This is a genomic window from Saccharicrinis aurantiacus, from assembly GCF_947489045.1.
Classification (GTDB): domain Bacteria; phylum Bacteroidota; class Bacteroidia; order Bacteroidales; family Marinilabiliaceae; genus Saccharicrinis; species Saccharicrinis aurantiacus.
This window is the reverse complement of the sequence record NZ_CANLCN010000009.1, coordinates 99,907-117,221: the sequence shown is the minus strand read 5'-3', so window position 1 is coordinate 117,221 and position 17,315 is coordinate 99,907. Positions and strand designations below refer to the sequence as shown.

Below are 17,315 nucleotides of genomic sequence, written 5' to 3'. Positions count from 1 at the left end.
AAAGATTGAAAATCGGAGTAATTTATTTTGTCAGTTTTAAAAAATAAATTACTTTTGCATCGCTTTCACAGAGAAAGACTAGGATTGTCCCATGGTGTAACTGGCAACACGTCTGTTTTTGGTACAGAAGAGTCTAGGTTCGAGCCCTAGTGGGACAACAGAAGAAGCCCGATATCAAATTGATATCGGGCTTTTTTTATGGCCATACTTAGCAATATTAGTACACCTTGTTAACGATATAATGTCTCGCTACTTTAAACCTTTAGTCTACTAGACTTATGATTCCTTTTACTTTCTGAATATCTATATATCCGTTATATTTATAATTATGGAGGCTAACCATATCAATAATCTTTTTGTCATTCTGATGGTCAGATTCGCAAAGCCAGAGTTCTTCTTCAATAGTACCAATATTGGCCAAACACAAATGCCTATTTCGCGATAGTTTAAAAATTACGGCATTGCGTGCAATAAAATGATGCTGTTCTTTAAAACCTACAGCTATTAAATCTTCTGAACTAAGACTTGCTCCAGAATTAGATAAATATTGCTCACCTCCACCTCTATCACTTCCTACTAATGTATTTCTTTCCATTATTTTAGATTTAAGTTTTTCATAGAATAAAGTGCACATATCGGTGAGAGAATGAGTAGCTGGAGGTTTCCCACTCCAAACTATCAGCTTACACCGTCATTTATTAACTACTATATCATTCATAATAATACTTTTAACGCATTACTTATGATACATTGTTATGCCCTGCTATCATTCAATCAGTCATTACCCTTTCCGCAAGTAAACACGGTTACCTGTTTTTCTATATAATTTGATTTTTATCTCTTGATGCTTACTATTTCTAAGCCTTCTTTGAAAAAAGGATTTAGGTTTTCTATACCACCTGAATTTATGCCGTCTGTTGTATTCCGCTTCAAAATCTCTTGTAACTAGGCCGCTCACTCCTTGAGAAGTGTACATCTCTTCTATAGGATTATAGAATACAAGATGGTCAAATACCTCTTCCCAAATTAGTTTTTGTTTATTGTTATAAAAATGATCGAATGGGTCTTTCCCAAATGGAGAGCCTTTTAGTTTAAAAGCCATCGGCTTATTACCTAAAGTTTCAAATGAATTGTCCCAAACACCCTTATTTATAAGCTTTCCTGACATTGAACACTCATTTAAGTAAACATTAGTTGTAGTGTGCGGCAACTTCCATTTTGTATATTTTGCAGCAGAGTACTTTGAAAAATACGCATGCCTTGTATTCATAATTACTAATGCCTTACGGGTAGAGTCATTGTTATACCAATCTACAATAAATTGCCCCATTTCTGTATCTCTATTATGCTGAATGGCAATTTTGGCATCATTTTTACTTTTTATTGAATCCCAAGAATAACTGATATCGGCACCAATTAAACGAACCTTGTCATCACCTTCTAACTTTTGATTTAATTCGTAAATGTGTTTTACAAAATTGTAAAAGCTGGAGTAATGCCATAAAGTATGTACTGAATTGTTTCTACATATGCTTATTAAGGCATTCTGTAATTCGTCGCTTGGTAAGTCTTCTGATAACAGAAGACTATCAAGCTTATCCTGAATTGTTCGTGTACACATCTCTGTTATCACAAAACCAACGTTTTTGATAAACCAGTCTGTTGATATAATTTCTTGTATAAAATCATACTGAGTCATTTCAGTATGCCTTCGTTCGCATAAAAACACCAAATCATTCTGACTAAATAGATGATTCAAATACGCAGAGGGTTCATTACTGTTTTCTTTCAAATAGTTAACATGTGCTGTTTGACTACTTGCTGTAAAAGAAATTGTTAATGCTATAATGATCAGTTTAATTTGGTTCATTGATTAATCAAGATTTAATATGAATTCAAGCTGGGCATAACTGTTATAAAAATGTGCACTTATTAAGAAATAGGTATAACTCTAGACGCTTTAATAAACAAGCGTCTGAATTCCGTGGGCTGCAATCTCTAAATTCGTTTCAACCTCATCAACAATTAATTTATAATTGATGGCTTCATCCGTATCGTTCATTACAACAGTTACCATGCTTCCATCGGTATTTAAGAATGAAGTGCTGTGAAAATAACTTCTGCTGCAACTTGTGCTCACCCTTTTAGCTCCCGGACGAATGAACTTTGAAAAATGTCCGATATAATAATACGATGGTGTATAAATTAATTCATCTGTTCGCGTATCGGCATGGATTGGTGCAAAACAGAAATTGCCTACGTGATTAGGTCCACCGGTATGATCTAACAAAATATTCCAATCGGTCCACCCTACTGTTCCTGCATTAAAATCGTTAATCATTGATTTTCCATATCGCTCACCATTGGACCAACGTTGATATTCTGTTACGTCGAATGACTCAATGCAACCTTCAGTAAATAACAATTCTTTATCAGGATAGGATTCTTTTACATTTTTAAGATTATCCCACATCGACTCGCCACCGGCCCATCGCTCGTACCAATGAAAACCAATTCCCCATGCATATTTAGCCGCCTCAGGATCACCAAAAATAGTATTGGCACGTTGCGTAATTAAGTCTCTGTTATGATCCCAAACCACAATGTTTTTATCGCCTAATCCTTCATTCTCTAGGGTTGGCCCTAGGTAATTTTTCAAGAAATCTCTTTCCTCTTCAGCAGTATACACACACGACTCCCAAGTTTGAACGGCCATTGGTTCATTCTGAATAGTAAGTCCCCAAATTGGCATTCCTTCTGCTTCATAAGCTTTAATAAACTTGGCGTAATACGATGCCCACGACTGATAAAATTCTGGTAATAATGAACCACCTCTAAGCATGTTCTCTCGTCCTTTCATAAAAGCAGGCGGACTCCAAGGACTCACATAAAATAGTAAAGAGTCGCTTGCCAATCGCATGGCTTCCTTAATCATTGGAATGCGAAGCTTTTTGTCTCTATCAATCGAAAAGGTTTTTAAGTCTTTATCGCCCTCCTCAATATAAGTATAGCTTTCGCTGCCAAAATCTGAACTATGAATTGTGGTACGCAATAAGGTATAATCAATACCATTTGGACCGTAGTAAGCATCCATTAATTCTTTTTGCTTTGGAGCTGATAACTGATCAAAGACTTCGGTAACCGCATCAGTTATTGCTCCACCAATACCTATAAAGGTTTGAAACTGCTTAGATGGATTAACAAAAACTGCCAATTCTGTTTCTAAAGGCTGAATTGCCTTACCAAAACTAGTTGATGGTGTTGCTGATAACCTATGATCAGTATTAGCCGAAGTTTCGTAAACCTCAATACTAGATTTGTAGGCCCACTCAATATTTGCTGACACTTCTTTTTCACATGTCTTTTGTGGTGAACATGCCACAGCTATAAGCCCTATTGCTATTAAATTTTTAAAGTTCATATAGTCTCTTTATTTTTTAGGATTACCTCCCTAAATAGAGGAGATAATCCTACTTGTTTTGCGTTAGTTAATCTGCGTGCCTACTTCGCTTCAGGGGTATACACATAGGTAGCTACAGCTTTTGAAGCCAATTTGCTAGTTATTAATTTACCATCCACCTGCATGTTAAATTCCTGTTCAGAATCTGCGTTATTAATCACCACCACTACAGTTTTTCCATCGGGTGTTGAAAAAGCCACATTGTTAAGGTTTGATGGTACATTGGAATCTAATCTCACAGATCCCGGACGTACAAATTTTGAAGCATGAGCTATAATATAATAAGCTGGATTTCTGGTTATATCATCATTATCAATAGTTAAAGCACCTAGGCATTCTGTACACCCACCCTCTGTGTGAGGCCCTAAATTAGGATCTGATGCTAAATTCCACTCCAATACATTACGACACCAATTGCGAGTAGCACCTATAATTAGATTATTGGTATGCCAAACCAAATCTTCGCCAAAGTTACCCGGCGCTCCTATCCACTGCTCTGTAAAATACAAACTTCTGTCTGGATGTGCATTATGCACCTTGCTCAAATTATTTATATCGCCTCCATATAAGTGAAACCCTGAACCATTAACATACTTCTTCGCCTCTGGATCGTCGAGTATTGAAATCGGATATTCTGTTTTATCAGCATTATGATCGTAAAGAATAATTTTAGTTTTTATACCATTGGCCTCAAAAGTTGGCCCAAGTGCTGTTTTAATAAAGTTTGCTTGCGCAAGTGCAGGCATATATAAACTTGGATTATTACCCGGATGCAATGGTTCGTTTTGAATTGTAATGGCATCGATAATTATCCCGTTTTGAGCCATCTCTTGCACATACTTTACAAAATAGTTGGCGTATGCTTGATAAAACTCTTCTTTTAACTCTCCGCCTTTTGTGGCATTATTCGTCTTCATCCATACAGGAGGAGACCAAGGCGATCCTAATATTTTAATAGAGGGATTTATCGCTAATATTTCTTTCAAGACTGGAATCAAGAAATCTTGATCAGGAGCCAAGGAAAACTGAGTCATATCTACATCGGTTTCGCCTGGGGGTAAATCGTTATACGAAAAAGTATAAGAATCTAAATCAGAAGCCCCAATACTAATACGCAAATAACTTACGCCTATCTGATTATCCTGCGTACCAAATAATTCGTTTAATAAAACACTACGTTTCACATCGCTCATACCTTTTAAGAGCATGGCGCTACCTCCGGTTAGGGTATATCCAAAGCCATCTATCTCCTGAAACTGTGTTTCAGCATCAACTACAATCGTAGACTTCCCATTTTCTGAGATTTCAGAGAAAGTCCAATCTTGTTTCTGAAACTTAGAGCTACCATCATTATATGAAAGATAAGCTGTAACATCAATTACCTCAGGGGTAACTGGAGGTTTTGGAGTTTCTTCCGTATCCTTTTTACAACGAGCTCCCATCATACTGAAAACTAGTAAAAACAGAAATGTAATTGAAATTGTATTTTTTGATTTCATCATCGTCATTAATTAAATAATGAAACTAATGTCTGCTAAAGTAACAGACACTAGTTTCAACTGTAGTTATCTGGCTTTAAACTCGTATGTTCCTGTTGCATAATCACCAGCCACAACAATTGTAACATCATAGCTTCCGCTGGCACTTATATTAGTGAAGTTTGAACCTCCTCCGTTAGTCATAGATCCCGCTAAGGCATTAGGATCGTCAGCGCCAAACTGAACATCCCAAGGAGAAAAGAACTTAGATTCAAAATCAGCTTGTAAATCTGTTGTAGCGGTAAATGTATAAGGATGAGAATAAGTCATTAGTACTTCTACCTTATCATCCCAGCCACCTTCGGCATCATCATCCCAATGGAATAATTTAATATTATAGTGGTGCCAAGTTAATTCGCCAGCATTCACATCTACTGTAAAACCAAAGGCCTGATCGAAACTTGTTGAAAAGGTTGCATCCATATTCGATAGAGCAACAGTACCCTCAACTTTATCGCCACTACCACTTTCAATGGCATCACTTGTGCTATAGCTCATTCCTGAACCATCAGATTCTGTATTAATTATTAATGCATCAGTTGGTTGTAGCGCCAAATATTCAGTTGTAGTAAATATTCCATCGCCTACCATAGTTAACTCGTGACTACTTCCGTTTACAATTAAATACATACGCGACTCTGGCGCTTTTTGTACATCTAAGGTATAACCCTCGCCAACCAAGTTTACGGTAAGTGTATAATAACCCGGTTCATCCATAGAGAAGTCTTCTACATCAATACCCTGGTCGCCGGCAAAGCTTTCTGACATGATAGTGTTTGTTGAACCGACTACCTTTTTCAGGTTATAACTCCAGTTATCATTTGTTCTGAAAATAAAACTACCGGTACTAACAAAGCTAATGTCAGATTGCCAAACACCCATACCTTTATAGGCTAACATTTCGTCAGAATCCCAACCATTCTCAAGAGGAGCACCAATAATCCCTAATCTTTCAATAGGATTTAATTCAATTGTCATTTGATCAAAATCAACAACAACTCTATAAACCGATTCGGTATCGGCAACAATAGGACTTCCACCCTTAACTAGTTTACCATCGTCAGAAAGACCATATTGCACCGCATTCTCACTCCTACCATTATAAACCATGAAAGGCTCATTGGCTTTTAATAAAGTGTAAGACTCAAATAAATGCAGTTTTTCGTTTGCTCCATTAACTTTACGGTACATTAAAATTGCATTTGAAGCATCGTTACCCACCTCTGTTGCAGCTCCGGCTAAAAACAGTTTATCGTCATCGTATCTATTTACTTTTAACGATTCGCCAGCTTGTGTTTGTTTACTTAAACAATTGGCTACAACCGTCCATGTTAATTCCAAATCTTCACCAGCTTTAAAACCCGTCATATATAAAGCATCATTTAACTCCATATAAGTTGTTGTTGCCGACAGGGCTTTTCCTCCTTCTAAAGCATCTATTTTTAGAATTGGAGCACTACTATCTTCAGCATCTAAAGAATCAATCAGTACGGTGTAGTATACACCATATCTTTCGGAAGAAACAGCAGCTTCCCAGTTAAAGGTGATTATCTCTTGTGGTTTTGATTCGTCTAAAACCAGTGTATTACCCTCATTAAAGGTTTTTACCGCAGGTTCACTCAATTCCCAATTCCCACTTGGATCGAGATTACTCTCTTCTTCACATCCCCAAACCATTAGGGATACTAATAATACCAATATTATATTTTTCATCATTATTGTTTTAAGGATTTTGAACTAGTTCAGGATTTCTATCAAGCTCTTGCTGCGGAATTGGTAATAGAATCTTTGATTCTGTCATGTTATAATCTATTGGCGTATTATTTCTTAAATCAATCTCTACCAAATCGTTCATTGTTTGAACCACTACATCATAACGCACTAAATCATCCCAACGCTGCGCCTCTTGCGCCAACTCCAATCTGCGCTCTTTTAAAATGCGCATCTTTAAAACTTCCTTTGAACTTTTTTGCTCTGGCGTTAACTTAGGTAGGTTAACACGCGTTCTAATACGATCTACTTCATCGGCAGCTAATCCCAATTGCCCTGTTTCGTTTAAAGCTTCTGCCTTAAGCAATACGATATCGCCATAGCGTAAAAAATACTGTCTGTCGGCACTTGACCATCCCGATGCATTTTTCCATTTGTAAGCAAAAGCCACATTATTGGGTAGAGGATTGTCATCACTTGGCTGATCTATACCATAATATTCATCAATCCATGAAACGTTCTCCATTAACACAGAAGCATTTTTTCGGATATCGTCACCTTCTGAATCAAAGGCGGCTATTAAATCTTGAGAAGGTGTTACAAACTTTCTCCAATCATCCCCACTTATTGAAGGTGGCAATAACATTTGTGGGCCCCAGTTACCATCAGAACCTGCAATCCATTGTGCTTCAAGTATCGACTCATCGTTATTAAAATGTGCACCATCAAACAGGTGAGTATAATCTATCAGTCTATAATTTGCAGCACTTTTATCAAGCTCTTCAATACATTCAAGCACCTTGGCATAATCCGGGTTCGGCTTTTGTGCATACGCCTTTGCTAACAATGCCCATGCTGCACCAGCTGTAGCACGTGCTTTATTTACATTGGCATCTGATCCATAGGTATCTGGTAAAAGTTGACTTGATTCCTCTAAATCTGTAATAACTTGTGCAAATACCTCTGTTGCCGTTGAACGCGGGATATTCACTTTTGAAGCATCTGTAGAGTTAGTTACCTGAAGTACTAAAGGTACACCTCCGTATAGATTTACCAGATTGTAATAATGAAATGCACGTAAGAATAACGCTTCTCCAATAATTTCATTTTTTCTTTCTTCGGTTAACAAAGGATCTGTAACATCGTGAATACGTTCCAATACTATATTCGCCTTTAATACGGCGTTATAAATATTAGACCAACTTTGATAGACTTTTTCGTTTGTTGCAGATATATCTAAATAATCTACCTCATAAAAAAATGGGTTATCGCCACCTGCATAGTGATTATCTGAGCGAACATCTTGAAACTGTACATTATTCCATACATACGCATCAGATTGAAATGATTCGTAAGTACCAGTTAGAGCTGCCTCTATTTGACTTAATTTATTGTAGGCATTAGCAGTTGTTTCTTCCGAGATTGGCTTAAGATCCAGAAAGTCGTTACACGACGAGGCCGAAACGCCAATAACTAATGCTAATATATATTTATGTAATTTCATATTGCTTGTATTAATGGGAGAATAATAAGTGTATTAAAATTGCTACTAAATATTCTCGTAGTAATGAAGATTAAAATGTAACATTCAAACCAAAAATATAATTTCGCGTTTGCGGATAAGTACCATAATCAATTCCTTGCATGGTATTAGAACCTCCAAAAGCATTTACCTCAGGATCGAAACCACTGTAGTTTGTAAAAGTGAGTAAGTTTTCACCGGTTGCATAAATTCGCACATTACTAAGGTTTATTTTTGATAGTAAACTCTGTGGCAAATCGTAACTTAAACTAACCGTTTTTAATCTTAGGTAAGAAGCATCTTCAATAAAGCGGGTTGAGATGCGCGAATTATCAGTATTTGCCCAACTTGCTCTTGGAATATCTGTAACATCACCTGGCTCTCTCCATCTATTGTTAACAGTTGCAAGCTGATTTTTAGGATCAATCATACCCTCCGAATCAATTCGCGTAGCATTAAGCATATCATTACCATGTGCACCTTCAAAGAAAATATTTAAGCCAATTCCTTTATAACTTAAAGTATTACTAAAACCATAAAAGAAATCAGGATTCGCATTTCCTATCACAGTACGATCATCGGCTGTTGGGTTAAAAGTACTCTCACCATTACTATCTAAGTAATAGGCATTTCCTGTTTCAGGATCTACACCTCCCCATACATAACCATACAAAGTACCTAAGGGCTGTCCTTCTTCTAACAAGATGGCTTCTCCTCTTCCTGCAACATTACCCATTGGTAAGCTTTTTACTACCAAGTTTGTAACTTCATTTCGGTTAAACGAGATATTAAAGCCTGATGTCCACTTTATTTCTTTATCTATATTGGTTGTATTCAAGCTAAACTCAAGACCTTTATTTTCAAGGTTTCCGATATTCTGAAGAGCAGAAGTATAACCCGTACTTGTAGGAAGTGGGGCATCCAATAATAAATCGCGAGTTTTACGCAAATAAGCATCTGCCACAAATTGAATTCTTCCGTTAAATACATTTATATCTAATCCAATATTTGTTTGCTCTGATTCTTCCCATTTTAAGGATTTGTTATCCATTGTTTGAGGATAAGTTCCGGGCATTAAACTACCTCCAATTGGGTAATTGTTAGAACCTACAGTTCCGTAGTGGGCATAATTTCTAATTTGATCGTTACCTACAATACCCCAACCAGCTCTTATCTTTAAATCATTTAAAAATGAAATATCTTGCATAAATGATTCCTGAGATATACGCCATCCTGTTGAGAATGAAGGGAAGTAACCCCATCTGTTATCCTCACCAAAAACACTAGATGCATCCGCTCTAAAGTTGGCTGTGATAAGGTATTTATCTGCAAAGCCATAATTTAATCGACTCAAATAAGAAACGTTTGATTTTTCTGCTTTGGTATTTCCTGCACTCGATATGATTGAACCTCCATTTGTGGTTGTAATGCCATCACTAGAAAAATTCTCTGTAGTAATGTATGCATTCTCCCAAAGGTATTTCTGAATAACATTACCTGCTAAAGCTTCAATATTATGATTTCCGATTTTTTTGTTAAAACTAAGGATATTCTCAGTCATCCAATAGCTTGATCTATCCGTATTATTAGTTCCAATTCCGGTTTTAGCACGACCATAACTGGTGCGGTAAGGATCTAAAAAGTAATCGTAAACACCATTACTATTGTCTACTCCAAAATTACTTTTGAAGTTAAAATCTTTAAGAAACTGTATTTTAACATACATATTACCTAAGAAACGCTCGCTGTTATATTCGCGCTCAGATCCATCGGTACTTGCCACAGGATTTTCCCAGTTTTGAAATGGATTACTCGTAAAAGTACCATCTTCGTTATAAATACCAATTACCGACGGTGTATTTAAGGCTCCTGTTAAAACACCACCTTGGTTCACTGCATTGTTATCGTTTACATCAACATCGCGATACTTTGTATAAGCAATTCGAGTTCCAACAGACAACCAATCATTTACCTCTTGATCTAAATTAATTTTAAAGTTAGCACGATCCATCTCCGAGCTTCTAACGGCACCCTTTTGCTGAACCCATCCTCCAGAAACGTAATAAGACGTTTGGTCACTTTTACCAGACATAGATAACTGATAATTTTGAGATGCGCCTCGCTGAAAAATCTCGTTTTGCCAATCGGTGTTCTTATTGTATTTGTTCCAATCCGTTGACTGTCCCATCTCGGTCATTAAATCTCTATACTGCTCACCATTTAATACATGTAGAGTATTCCATACTTCAGAGAATCCGGTATATGCATCAAAAGTTACTGTTGGTTTACCTGTAGTTCCTTTTTTTGTTGTAATTAAAACAACTCCATTGGCACCTTGCGATCCGTAAATAGCGGCTGAAGAGGCATCCTTCAGCACCGTAATGGTTTCCACATCAGCCGGATTGATAGATCGCGTATCACTGGTAGGTATACCATCTATTACATATAGTGGCTCACTACCTGCCGTAACAGAGTTTGTACCACGCACTCTAATACTTAAACCTTGCGATGGTTTACCAGAACTTGAAGCTACACGAACACCTGCAGCTCTACCTTGAATTAAGGACCCTAATTGTGTATTTGGTCGCGACTCTAATTCTTCGGCTCCTACCAAAGCAACAGCTCCGGTAATATCCTTCTTCTCTTGCGTTCCATAACCTACAACCAAAACTTCATTTAGTCCGTGAACCTCATCAAGCAACACAACATCAATAGTAGTTTGATTAGTCCATACCACTTCTTGACTTTGCATACCTATAAAACTATACACAATAACGCTCTGTGTATTTCCCTCTACGCTAAGCGCATATTTTCCATCCATATCCGTAATTGTCCCAAGCATTGATCCCTTCACTTGAATTGATACGCCTGGAATAGGATTTCCATTTGTATCGGATACTGCACCACTCAATTTGGATTGCTGAGCAGCTACGCTACTGGACACAATCAACCCCAACACTGTACATAAGAGGAGTTTATAATATCCCCTTCTAAGAATTTTACTCATAAAAAATAAATATTTAGATATTTAATACTATAGACTAATTAACACTCACCTTAAATGTAGATCCATCTATTATCACCAAATACAAACCTGGCTCATCTACTTCCACTGCATATTTTGTATCTGCTGTTGTTACCTTATTAACTAATGCTCCTGCCATGTTATACACCAATACTTGTGTCATATCTGTTATGCCAGCAACCATAATTCGCTTGCTATTTGCGTAAACCTTATACTGCTCTGAATTATTTGCACTTACCTGAGTAGAAGTTAAAGGAAGAGATAGTGTTGTATTACCACTAATAGAGCCATCGCTGGCTACTGTGAAAGAAAGGTTGGCATCATCAGCATAATAATAAAGTGTATTAATGGCTTGCCAACCAATTGTTTTCATATGTGGGTTCCAACTGTAATCAGCTGGAGCAACATTATGAAATGTACATTGCCAAGTCCATACTCCATCTTCTTTTAATAATGATCCGTTATCTCTACCTAACTCTCCGGTATACATTGGGTACCACCAATCTCCATCATATAAAGTACCATCATCATTTCCAGCCCAACAAAACACATTCGTTTCGTTATTATCATCCACATTATTGGTTAAAGCTCCTGCTTGATTATCGATCACTTTTAGCGTAACACTATATTGTGCATTTGCAGTTACGATGCATAATAACATCATCAGACCTAGTAGTAGTTTTTTCATTTCATTTTCTTTTAATTCCAGATGCATATACAATGCATACATAGATGATTTAACCTATCAATCTTTGGAATGTAAAGAGAATTGAAAAAAAGAGGAATTGCGAAGCTAGGGACTCAAAAAGTGGATAAATACAAACACCCAAATACTAATAACCACTAATATACAGGCGATTACAAAAATAAGCCTATTCTAAAAAAGTGGACTATAAATGAGTTAATTAGTTAACAGATATTAACAGAATTGTTAATTTTTAATCCATTGACACATGGGTTGCATCAATTTTCATTACCATTTCTTCAAATGAATCTCGATCGCCTTTAGCCATATTTTTGAGCTTTGCCCTGTAGTTGTAAATGGTATTTACAGAGTAGCGAAGTAACTTTGCTATACGAGAGCTATCCTTAATCCCTAATCGAATTAGAGCAAAAACCCTTAATTCAGTTGTTAAGGCTTCTTTATTCTTTAGTATAATTTGATCTTCATCATTGAGCAAGGCATTAATCGCTTCAACAAAGTGCGGAAATATATGTAAAAATGTACTGTCGAAATTATGGTAAAACTCTTTTACCTCTGCAGCTAGTAATTTATTAGATTTTGAAGAAGCTAATAAGGCTTGAACCTTTTGATTTGTAATTTGCTTGTATACATTTTTGTTGTAGCTATCGAGCTTATCAATATAGTTAGAGCAAATGGTAAGAAAGTTTGCTATATAATATTCCTTAACAAGGTTTGCTTCCTTTAAATCATCATTCACTTCTTGTAACTGTATATTAATTTGCTGTAAATCTTTATTTAATTGCTTTTGATAAAGATTAGATTCATGTTGCTTTGCCTGCGCCTTACGAAGCGTACGCAACTGAAGATAACCTATAAATAGCGAGAGTATAAAAAGTAGCGACAGGAAACTAATGATGATTAAGAAATTTTGCATTTTGGCTCGTTGTTCTTCTCCCCTAATATAGTAGGCCTGATTAATTACAGGTAGAATATTAGAAATAAGGGTAAAACGCAGCCTCGAATTATAAAAGGATGCATCATCGTATGCTACTTTTATAAAGTTATAAGCCAATTCAACTTCCCCCTCTTTGTGTAAAATCAAGGCTAACTCGGTAAGCGATGCATTGTCTTTAATGGCCGATCTGATATCTGATATGGCAGAAAGTATTAAATACTTTTTTCTTTGCGCAGTATTATTTTGCAACTGATAGATTAAAGAACGCTCAAAGGTTATTAAGGAGTATCTCCTACTGCCCATTTTAGCCTTCGATAAACGAATATCATTAATTTGCATACACTTTTCTAACTCCCTTTTATCGCGGTATTCCTTTTCTTTAATCGACAGCAATTCTTCTGAATCACTACCTAATAAAGGAATAAGTGAGTCTGTATAGTTTTGGGCAATTGCAGCATACTTTTGATAGTTATCATTTAGTGGGCTATATACACTAAGATCCGTGAATATCTTAATGTTATCTTGATAATAGTCTATTAATTGCTCATCCTCAAAATTAGCTGCATTTACTTTATTAAGCATTTCTATGGCCTCGTAATATCGCCCAGAACTTGCCAAAATATTAGTCAAACGCAAACGCGAATAGTCAATTAATTTAGAACTGTTAATCGATTCAGCCAATTGAAGGTTTTGCTTGATATAATGCTGTGTTGAATCATAAGAGTATGCTTCATATTCTTTAATCAATTGATTATTTATATAAAATAACTCTTCGCCTTGTAAGTTTCTTTCTTTAATAAGCTTAGTAAAATTTTCTAAACGATTTTCCTTTTGTGCGTCATAGGCTGGTCTCTTATTGATGTCTGTTTTCAACACATTCATAAGCGAATCTAACTCTGATGCATTAAGGATAAATGGCGTAAACAGAAATACAATTAGTGTATAGATATTTTTCATAACAACTTAATAACATTAAAGGCCATTTTAAGAATGATAAAACGACAAGCAGTTCTTAACTAGAGATGATTCTAAAACAAATAAAACTAAATATTTTAAATTTTAATCTTAGGCAGTAAAATAATTGAAGAAATATAGATACTATTTAAACATTCAATCCACTTTATTTAAAACAACACAATCTCCTTAAGACTTCTTTAACAACCCTTTAACTCCCTGAAAAGCAAACCATCATCCACTTTATTGTTCCCTAAGTTTTTATTCAGCTAACTGTATCAATAGATTTGTTAACAATCGTTAACCTACTGATAACTATGAGTAACTAGTCCCTTATTCTACAATACTATCTACTACCAGTTACTAATTGACTGGCATTATTAATTAAAATAAAATCACTATGAAAAAAAACAAAAAAACACTACTTAAAAAAGGCCACATTCTATTGTTGTCATTGTTACTCTTATGCCTAAATGCTAACATAAAGGCTCAGTATATTCATACCAACGGTACTAAGATTGTTGACGCCAATGAAAATGATATCTACTTTAACGGAATGAACCTCGGCAACTGGCTACTATGGGAAGGGTACTTAATGATGGGTGATTTCAATTATAGAACCCACACACAGTTTTTAAATAGCTTATCAACCGCATTTGGTAACGATATGGATAAGGCCAAAGAGTTTGAGCATCAATGGCGCATGAATTATGTAACTGAACAAGCCATTGCAGATTTATCTTCCCTTGGGTTTAACTCTGTAAGAGTTCCTTTTCATTATAATTTATTCTGGGATGGAACAGCTGTAAAAAATGATGGCTTTCAATACTTTGATCACCTCATTCAATACTGCAAAAAATATAATATTTATATTTTATTAGATATGCATGCAGCGCCCGGCTATCAGAATCCTGGCGACCACGCTGATAATATTAACTCTAATGCTAGTCAACCAAGAGAAACTGTAAAGTTTTGGGACGATGATAATGTGCAAATCGCAAGCATGGTATGGAAACACATAGCAAGTTACTATAGCGATGAACCTATCATATGGGGTTACGATTTAATAAATGAACCTGTTCCTCAACCTGGTCGAGAATTTGAGCTATTAGCCTCAATGGTTAGCATGAGAAATGCAATTCGGGAAGTTGATAACAACCACATTATTGTTGCTGAAGGTAGCTGGTGGGGTTCCGATATGGCTAAATTAGATTGGAATAATACACAAGTACAAAGTACATCAGGTATTTCAACAAGATGGGATGACAATATGGTATATCAAACACACCATTATTCCACAGATGTATCTCAATTAGATAGCCGATTAAGCTTGTGCAATAGCCTAAACGTACCATTAATTTTAGGTGAATATGGAGAAAGCGATATGCACAACCTCAGAAACATGACCGATTGGTGTGTAAACAATAATGTAGATTACTTCCCATGGTCATTTAAAAAAATGTCTCACGATAAGTGCCTTTGGACCATTGAACCCAACAATGCATATGAAGAACTAAAAAATGCAATTAATTCTAATTCGGAAGGACCTGCCGATCTTTATAACAACATGATTGATTTTTGCAATAATAATATTGCAAATGGATCACATGGCTTAATTTGGGATCAATCTTTTTACGATGCGGTGAAACCTAGCACTCCTCCTTGTACAATTGATGTACCTAGCACATTCACAGCAAGTGACATATCTGCTACTTCTATTAGCCTAACATGGATAGATGCAAGTGATGAAGATGGTTATATTATTACTTGCTCTAACGGAGAAAATGTGGAGCTTGAGCAAGATTTAACAACATACACTTTCTCAAATTTAAGCGAGTCCACCAACTATACGTTTACTATAGTTTCATTTAACTCAGACTGCACAAGTTCTGATGTTACAACAACTGCCAAAACAATATGCTCTGGAAACCAAAGCCCATACTTAGGCAGTCCTGCGCAAATTCCAGGTATAATCGAAGGCGAAAACTTTGATATTGGATGTTCTGCTTATTATGAGTTATCAGACCACAACCATGGAATTAACTATAGGGATGAGAATGTTGACATAACGGAAGGATATAACGGGTCCTATGCAATTGGTTGGATAGAAAATGGCGAATGGCTTGAATACACCATAGATGTACAAAGTACCAACACCTATAAGATAGAATATACTGTTGCTAGTCCTGAAGAAACTGGAGAAATTCAATTGCAAATAAACGAAAACACCATAACAACAATGGATGTTCCGAATACTGGAGCCTGGGATGCGTGGGAAACTAAAAGCAAAACAATAAATCTTAATGCCGGTACCCAAGTTATTCGCTTGGTTTTTAATGGCGCATTAAATTTTGATAAGCTTAACATCTCAAAAGACCAGCCCTCTTATCTAGATAGCCTAACAATAGAACCATTAGAAAGCACAATCTACCTTGGAGAAAGCATTCAGTTGGAAGCAAAAGGATATGATCAAAACGGCAATGAAATTGCAGTTTCAGAAATATGGGAACTTGCGAATGGCAACATCAGTTCTGATGGCTTATTCGTGGGAGAGGAAATCGGAACATACACTATTAAAGCCAGTGTTGAAGATATATATGCCAATTGCATAATAACTGTTGTTGAAAAACCAACTGATCAAAGCGCAATATTAATTGAAGCCGAAGATTATTTTGAGATGTCAGGTATTCAAACAGAAAACACCAGTGATATTGGAGGTGGACTAAATGTTGGATGGATTGATAATGGTGACTGGATGGGATACCATGTTAACATACCAAGCACAGGTATCTATACCATTGAATATAGAGTGGCTAGTGAGAACGGCGGAGCTGAGTTTCAGCTTGAAGAATTTGGTGGAGGAACGGTTTATGGAACAATCTCCGTTCCTAAAACGGGTAATTGGCAAAGCTGGACAAGCGTTTCTCATGATGTTACATTAAATGCTGGTAATTTAGAATTAGCAATAGCCGTAACAAAATCTGGCTTTAATTTTAATTGGATGAAGATTATGCCAAGCGAACTAAAAAATGGAGCAATATCTGCGTCGGCACATACCATAGAACATACTAACTTTGAAATTTATCCAAATCCTGCTACACATAGGATTAACATAAAAGGATTATCTGAAGTAACTCAACTTGAAGTTTACAATTTAACTGGAAATAAGGTTGCTCAGCATTTTGGAAATAGCATTGATCTGAGCTCTTTACAAAATGGCATTTATATCCTGAGATTTACTTATAACGGAGAAGCGTACTTATTTAAATTTATCAAGAAATAAATACTGAAATAACCCTAGAAAATTAGATCAAATGTTAATTGGAGTTAAAACGACTTGTACTTAATTTTATGGCACACACTTTGCAATATTCCATATCGAAGAGCAAGAGAGTTTTTCATAGATTAGGTTAGGGTTTAGGTTATAAGATTGGAACGCTTCTAAAGCGTTCCAATTTTTAAGAAA

At 36.0% G+C, this 17,315-nt stretch carries 10 protein-coding genes and 1 tRNA gene; 2 read left to right on the top strand and 9 right to left on the bottom strand.

The window, feature by feature from the left end; all coding sequences use genetic code 11:
• Positions 1–85: 85 nt before the first annotated feature.
• A tRNA-Gln gene (locus QMO11_RS12065) sits at positions 86–158 on the top strand.
• Between the two features lie 104 nt (positions 159–262).
• Here the strand turns inward: QMO11_RS12065 and QMO11_RS12060 are convergent.
• The 9 genes from QMO11_RS12060 to QMO11_RS12020 all read right to left on the bottom strand — a co-directional run bounded on the left by QMO11_RS12060 (position 263) and on the right by QMO11_RS12020 (position 13,852).
• Positions 263–595, bottom strand: a complete 333-nt coding sequence (locus QMO11_RS12060; protein WP_282037524.1) for a hypothetical protein — start codon at positions 593–595, stop codon at positions 263–265.
• A 186-nt stretch (positions 596–781) separates the two neighbouring features.
• Complete coding sequence (locus QMO11_RS12055) at positions 782–1,870, bottom strand: hypothetical protein (protein ID WP_282037523.1); 1,089 nt, start codon at positions 1,868–1,870, stop codon at positions 782–784.
• Between the two features lie 90 nt (positions 1,871–1,960).
• Positions 1,961–3,421, bottom strand: a complete 1,461-nt coding sequence (locus QMO11_RS12050; protein ID WP_282037522.1) for a glycoside hydrolase family 30 protein — start codon at positions 3,419–3,421, stop codon at positions 1,961–1,963.
• Between the two features lie 80 nt (positions 3,422–3,501).
• Positions 3,502–4,962, bottom strand: coding sequence for a glycoside hydrolase family 30 protein (locus tag QMO11_RS12045; RefSeq protein ID WP_282037521.1), 1,461 nt, complete (start codon positions 4,960–4,962; stop codon positions 3,502–3,504).
• 63 nt (positions 4,963–5,025) lie between these two features.
• Entirely contained in the window at positions 5,026–6,711 is a 1,686-nt protein-coding gene (locus QMO11_RS12040; protein ID WP_282037520.1) for a SusE domain-containing protein, read from the bottom strand.
• Between the two features lie 10 nt (positions 6,712–6,721).
• The gene (locus QMO11_RS12035) at positions 6,722–8,212 is read right to left on the bottom strand and encodes a RagB/SusD family nutrient uptake outer membrane protein (RefSeq protein ID WP_282037519.1); all 1,491 of its coding nucleotides are present in this window, start codon (positions 8,210–8,212) and stop codon (positions 6,722–6,724) included.
• Between the two features lie 70 nt (positions 8,213–8,282).
• Positions 8,283–11,237 carry a SusC/RagA family TonB-linked outer membrane protein gene (locus tag QMO11_RS12030; RefSeq protein WP_282037518.1) on the bottom strand — a complete coding sequence of 985 codons (2,955 nt, stop codon included), beginning with the start codon at positions 11,235–11,237 and terminating at the stop codon, positions 8,283–8,285.
• 34 nt (positions 11,238–11,271) lie between these two features.
• Positions 11,272–11,943 (bottom strand): hypothetical protein, encoded by a 672-nt coding sequence (locus QMO11_RS12025; RefSeq protein WP_282037517.1) that lies wholly within the window; start codon positions 11,941–11,943, stop codon positions 11,272–11,274.
• Between the two features lie 250 nt (positions 11,944–12,193).
• On the bottom strand, positions 12,194–13,852 hold the full coding sequence (locus QMO11_RS12020) for a DUF6377 domain-containing protein (RefSeq protein ID WP_282037516.1): 1,659 nt from the start codon (positions 13,850–13,852) through the stop codon (positions 12,194–12,196).
• A gap of 397 nt (positions 13,853–14,249) precedes the next feature.
• Here QMO11_RS12020 and QMO11_RS12015 point away from each other — a divergent pair, with 397 nt between their 5' ends.
• Positions 14,250–17,132, top strand: a complete 2,883-nt coding sequence (locus tag QMO11_RS12015; RefSeq protein ID WP_282037515.1) for a carbohydrate-binding protein — start codon at positions 14,250–14,252, stop codon at positions 17,130–17,132.
• Positions 17,133–17,315: the final 183 nt, after the last annotated feature.

What these genes read in the sequence shown, in the direction of transcription:
- QMO11_RS12025 (WP_282037517.1), bottom strand. Translation starts at nt 11,943, where the DNA reads ATGAAAAAACTACTACTAGGTCTGATGATGTTATTATGCATCGTAACT.
- QMO11_RS12060 (WP_282037524.1), bottom strand. Translation starts at nt 595, where the DNA reads ATGGAAAGAAATACATTAGTAGGAAGTGATAGAGGTGGAGGTGAGCAA.
- QMO11_RS12050 (WP_282037522.1), bottom strand. Translation starts at nt 3,421, where the DNA reads ATGAACTTTAAAAATTTAATAGCAATAGGGCTTATAGCTGTGGCATGT.
- QMO11_RS12015 (WP_282037515.1), top strand. Translation starts at nt 14,250, where the DNA reads ATGAAAAAAAACAAAAAAACACTACTTAAAAAAGGCCACATTCTATTG.
- QMO11_RS12030 (WP_282037518.1), bottom strand. Translation starts at nt 11,237, where the DNA reads ATGAGTAAAATTCTTAGAAGGGGATATTATAAACTCCTCTTATGTACA.
- QMO11_RS12055 (WP_282037523.1), bottom strand. Translation starts at nt 1,870, where the DNA reads ATGAACCAAATTAAACTGATCATTATAGCATTAACAATTTCTTTTACA.
- QMO11_RS12020 (WP_282037516.1), bottom strand. Translation starts at nt 13,852, where the DNA reads ATGAAAAATATCTATACACTAATTGTATTTCTGTTTACGCCATTTATC.
- QMO11_RS12040 (WP_282037520.1), bottom strand. Translation starts at nt 6,711, where the DNA reads ATGAAAAATATAATATTGGTATTATTAGTATCCCTAATGGTTTGGGGA.
- QMO11_RS12045 (WP_282037521.1), bottom strand. Translation starts at nt 4,962, where the DNA reads ATGATGAAATCAAAAAATACAATTTCAATTACATTTCTGTTTTTACTA.
- QMO11_RS12035 (WP_282037519.1), bottom strand. Translation starts at nt 8,212, where the DNA reads ATGAAATTACATAAATATATATTAGCATTAGTTATTGGCGTTTCGGCC.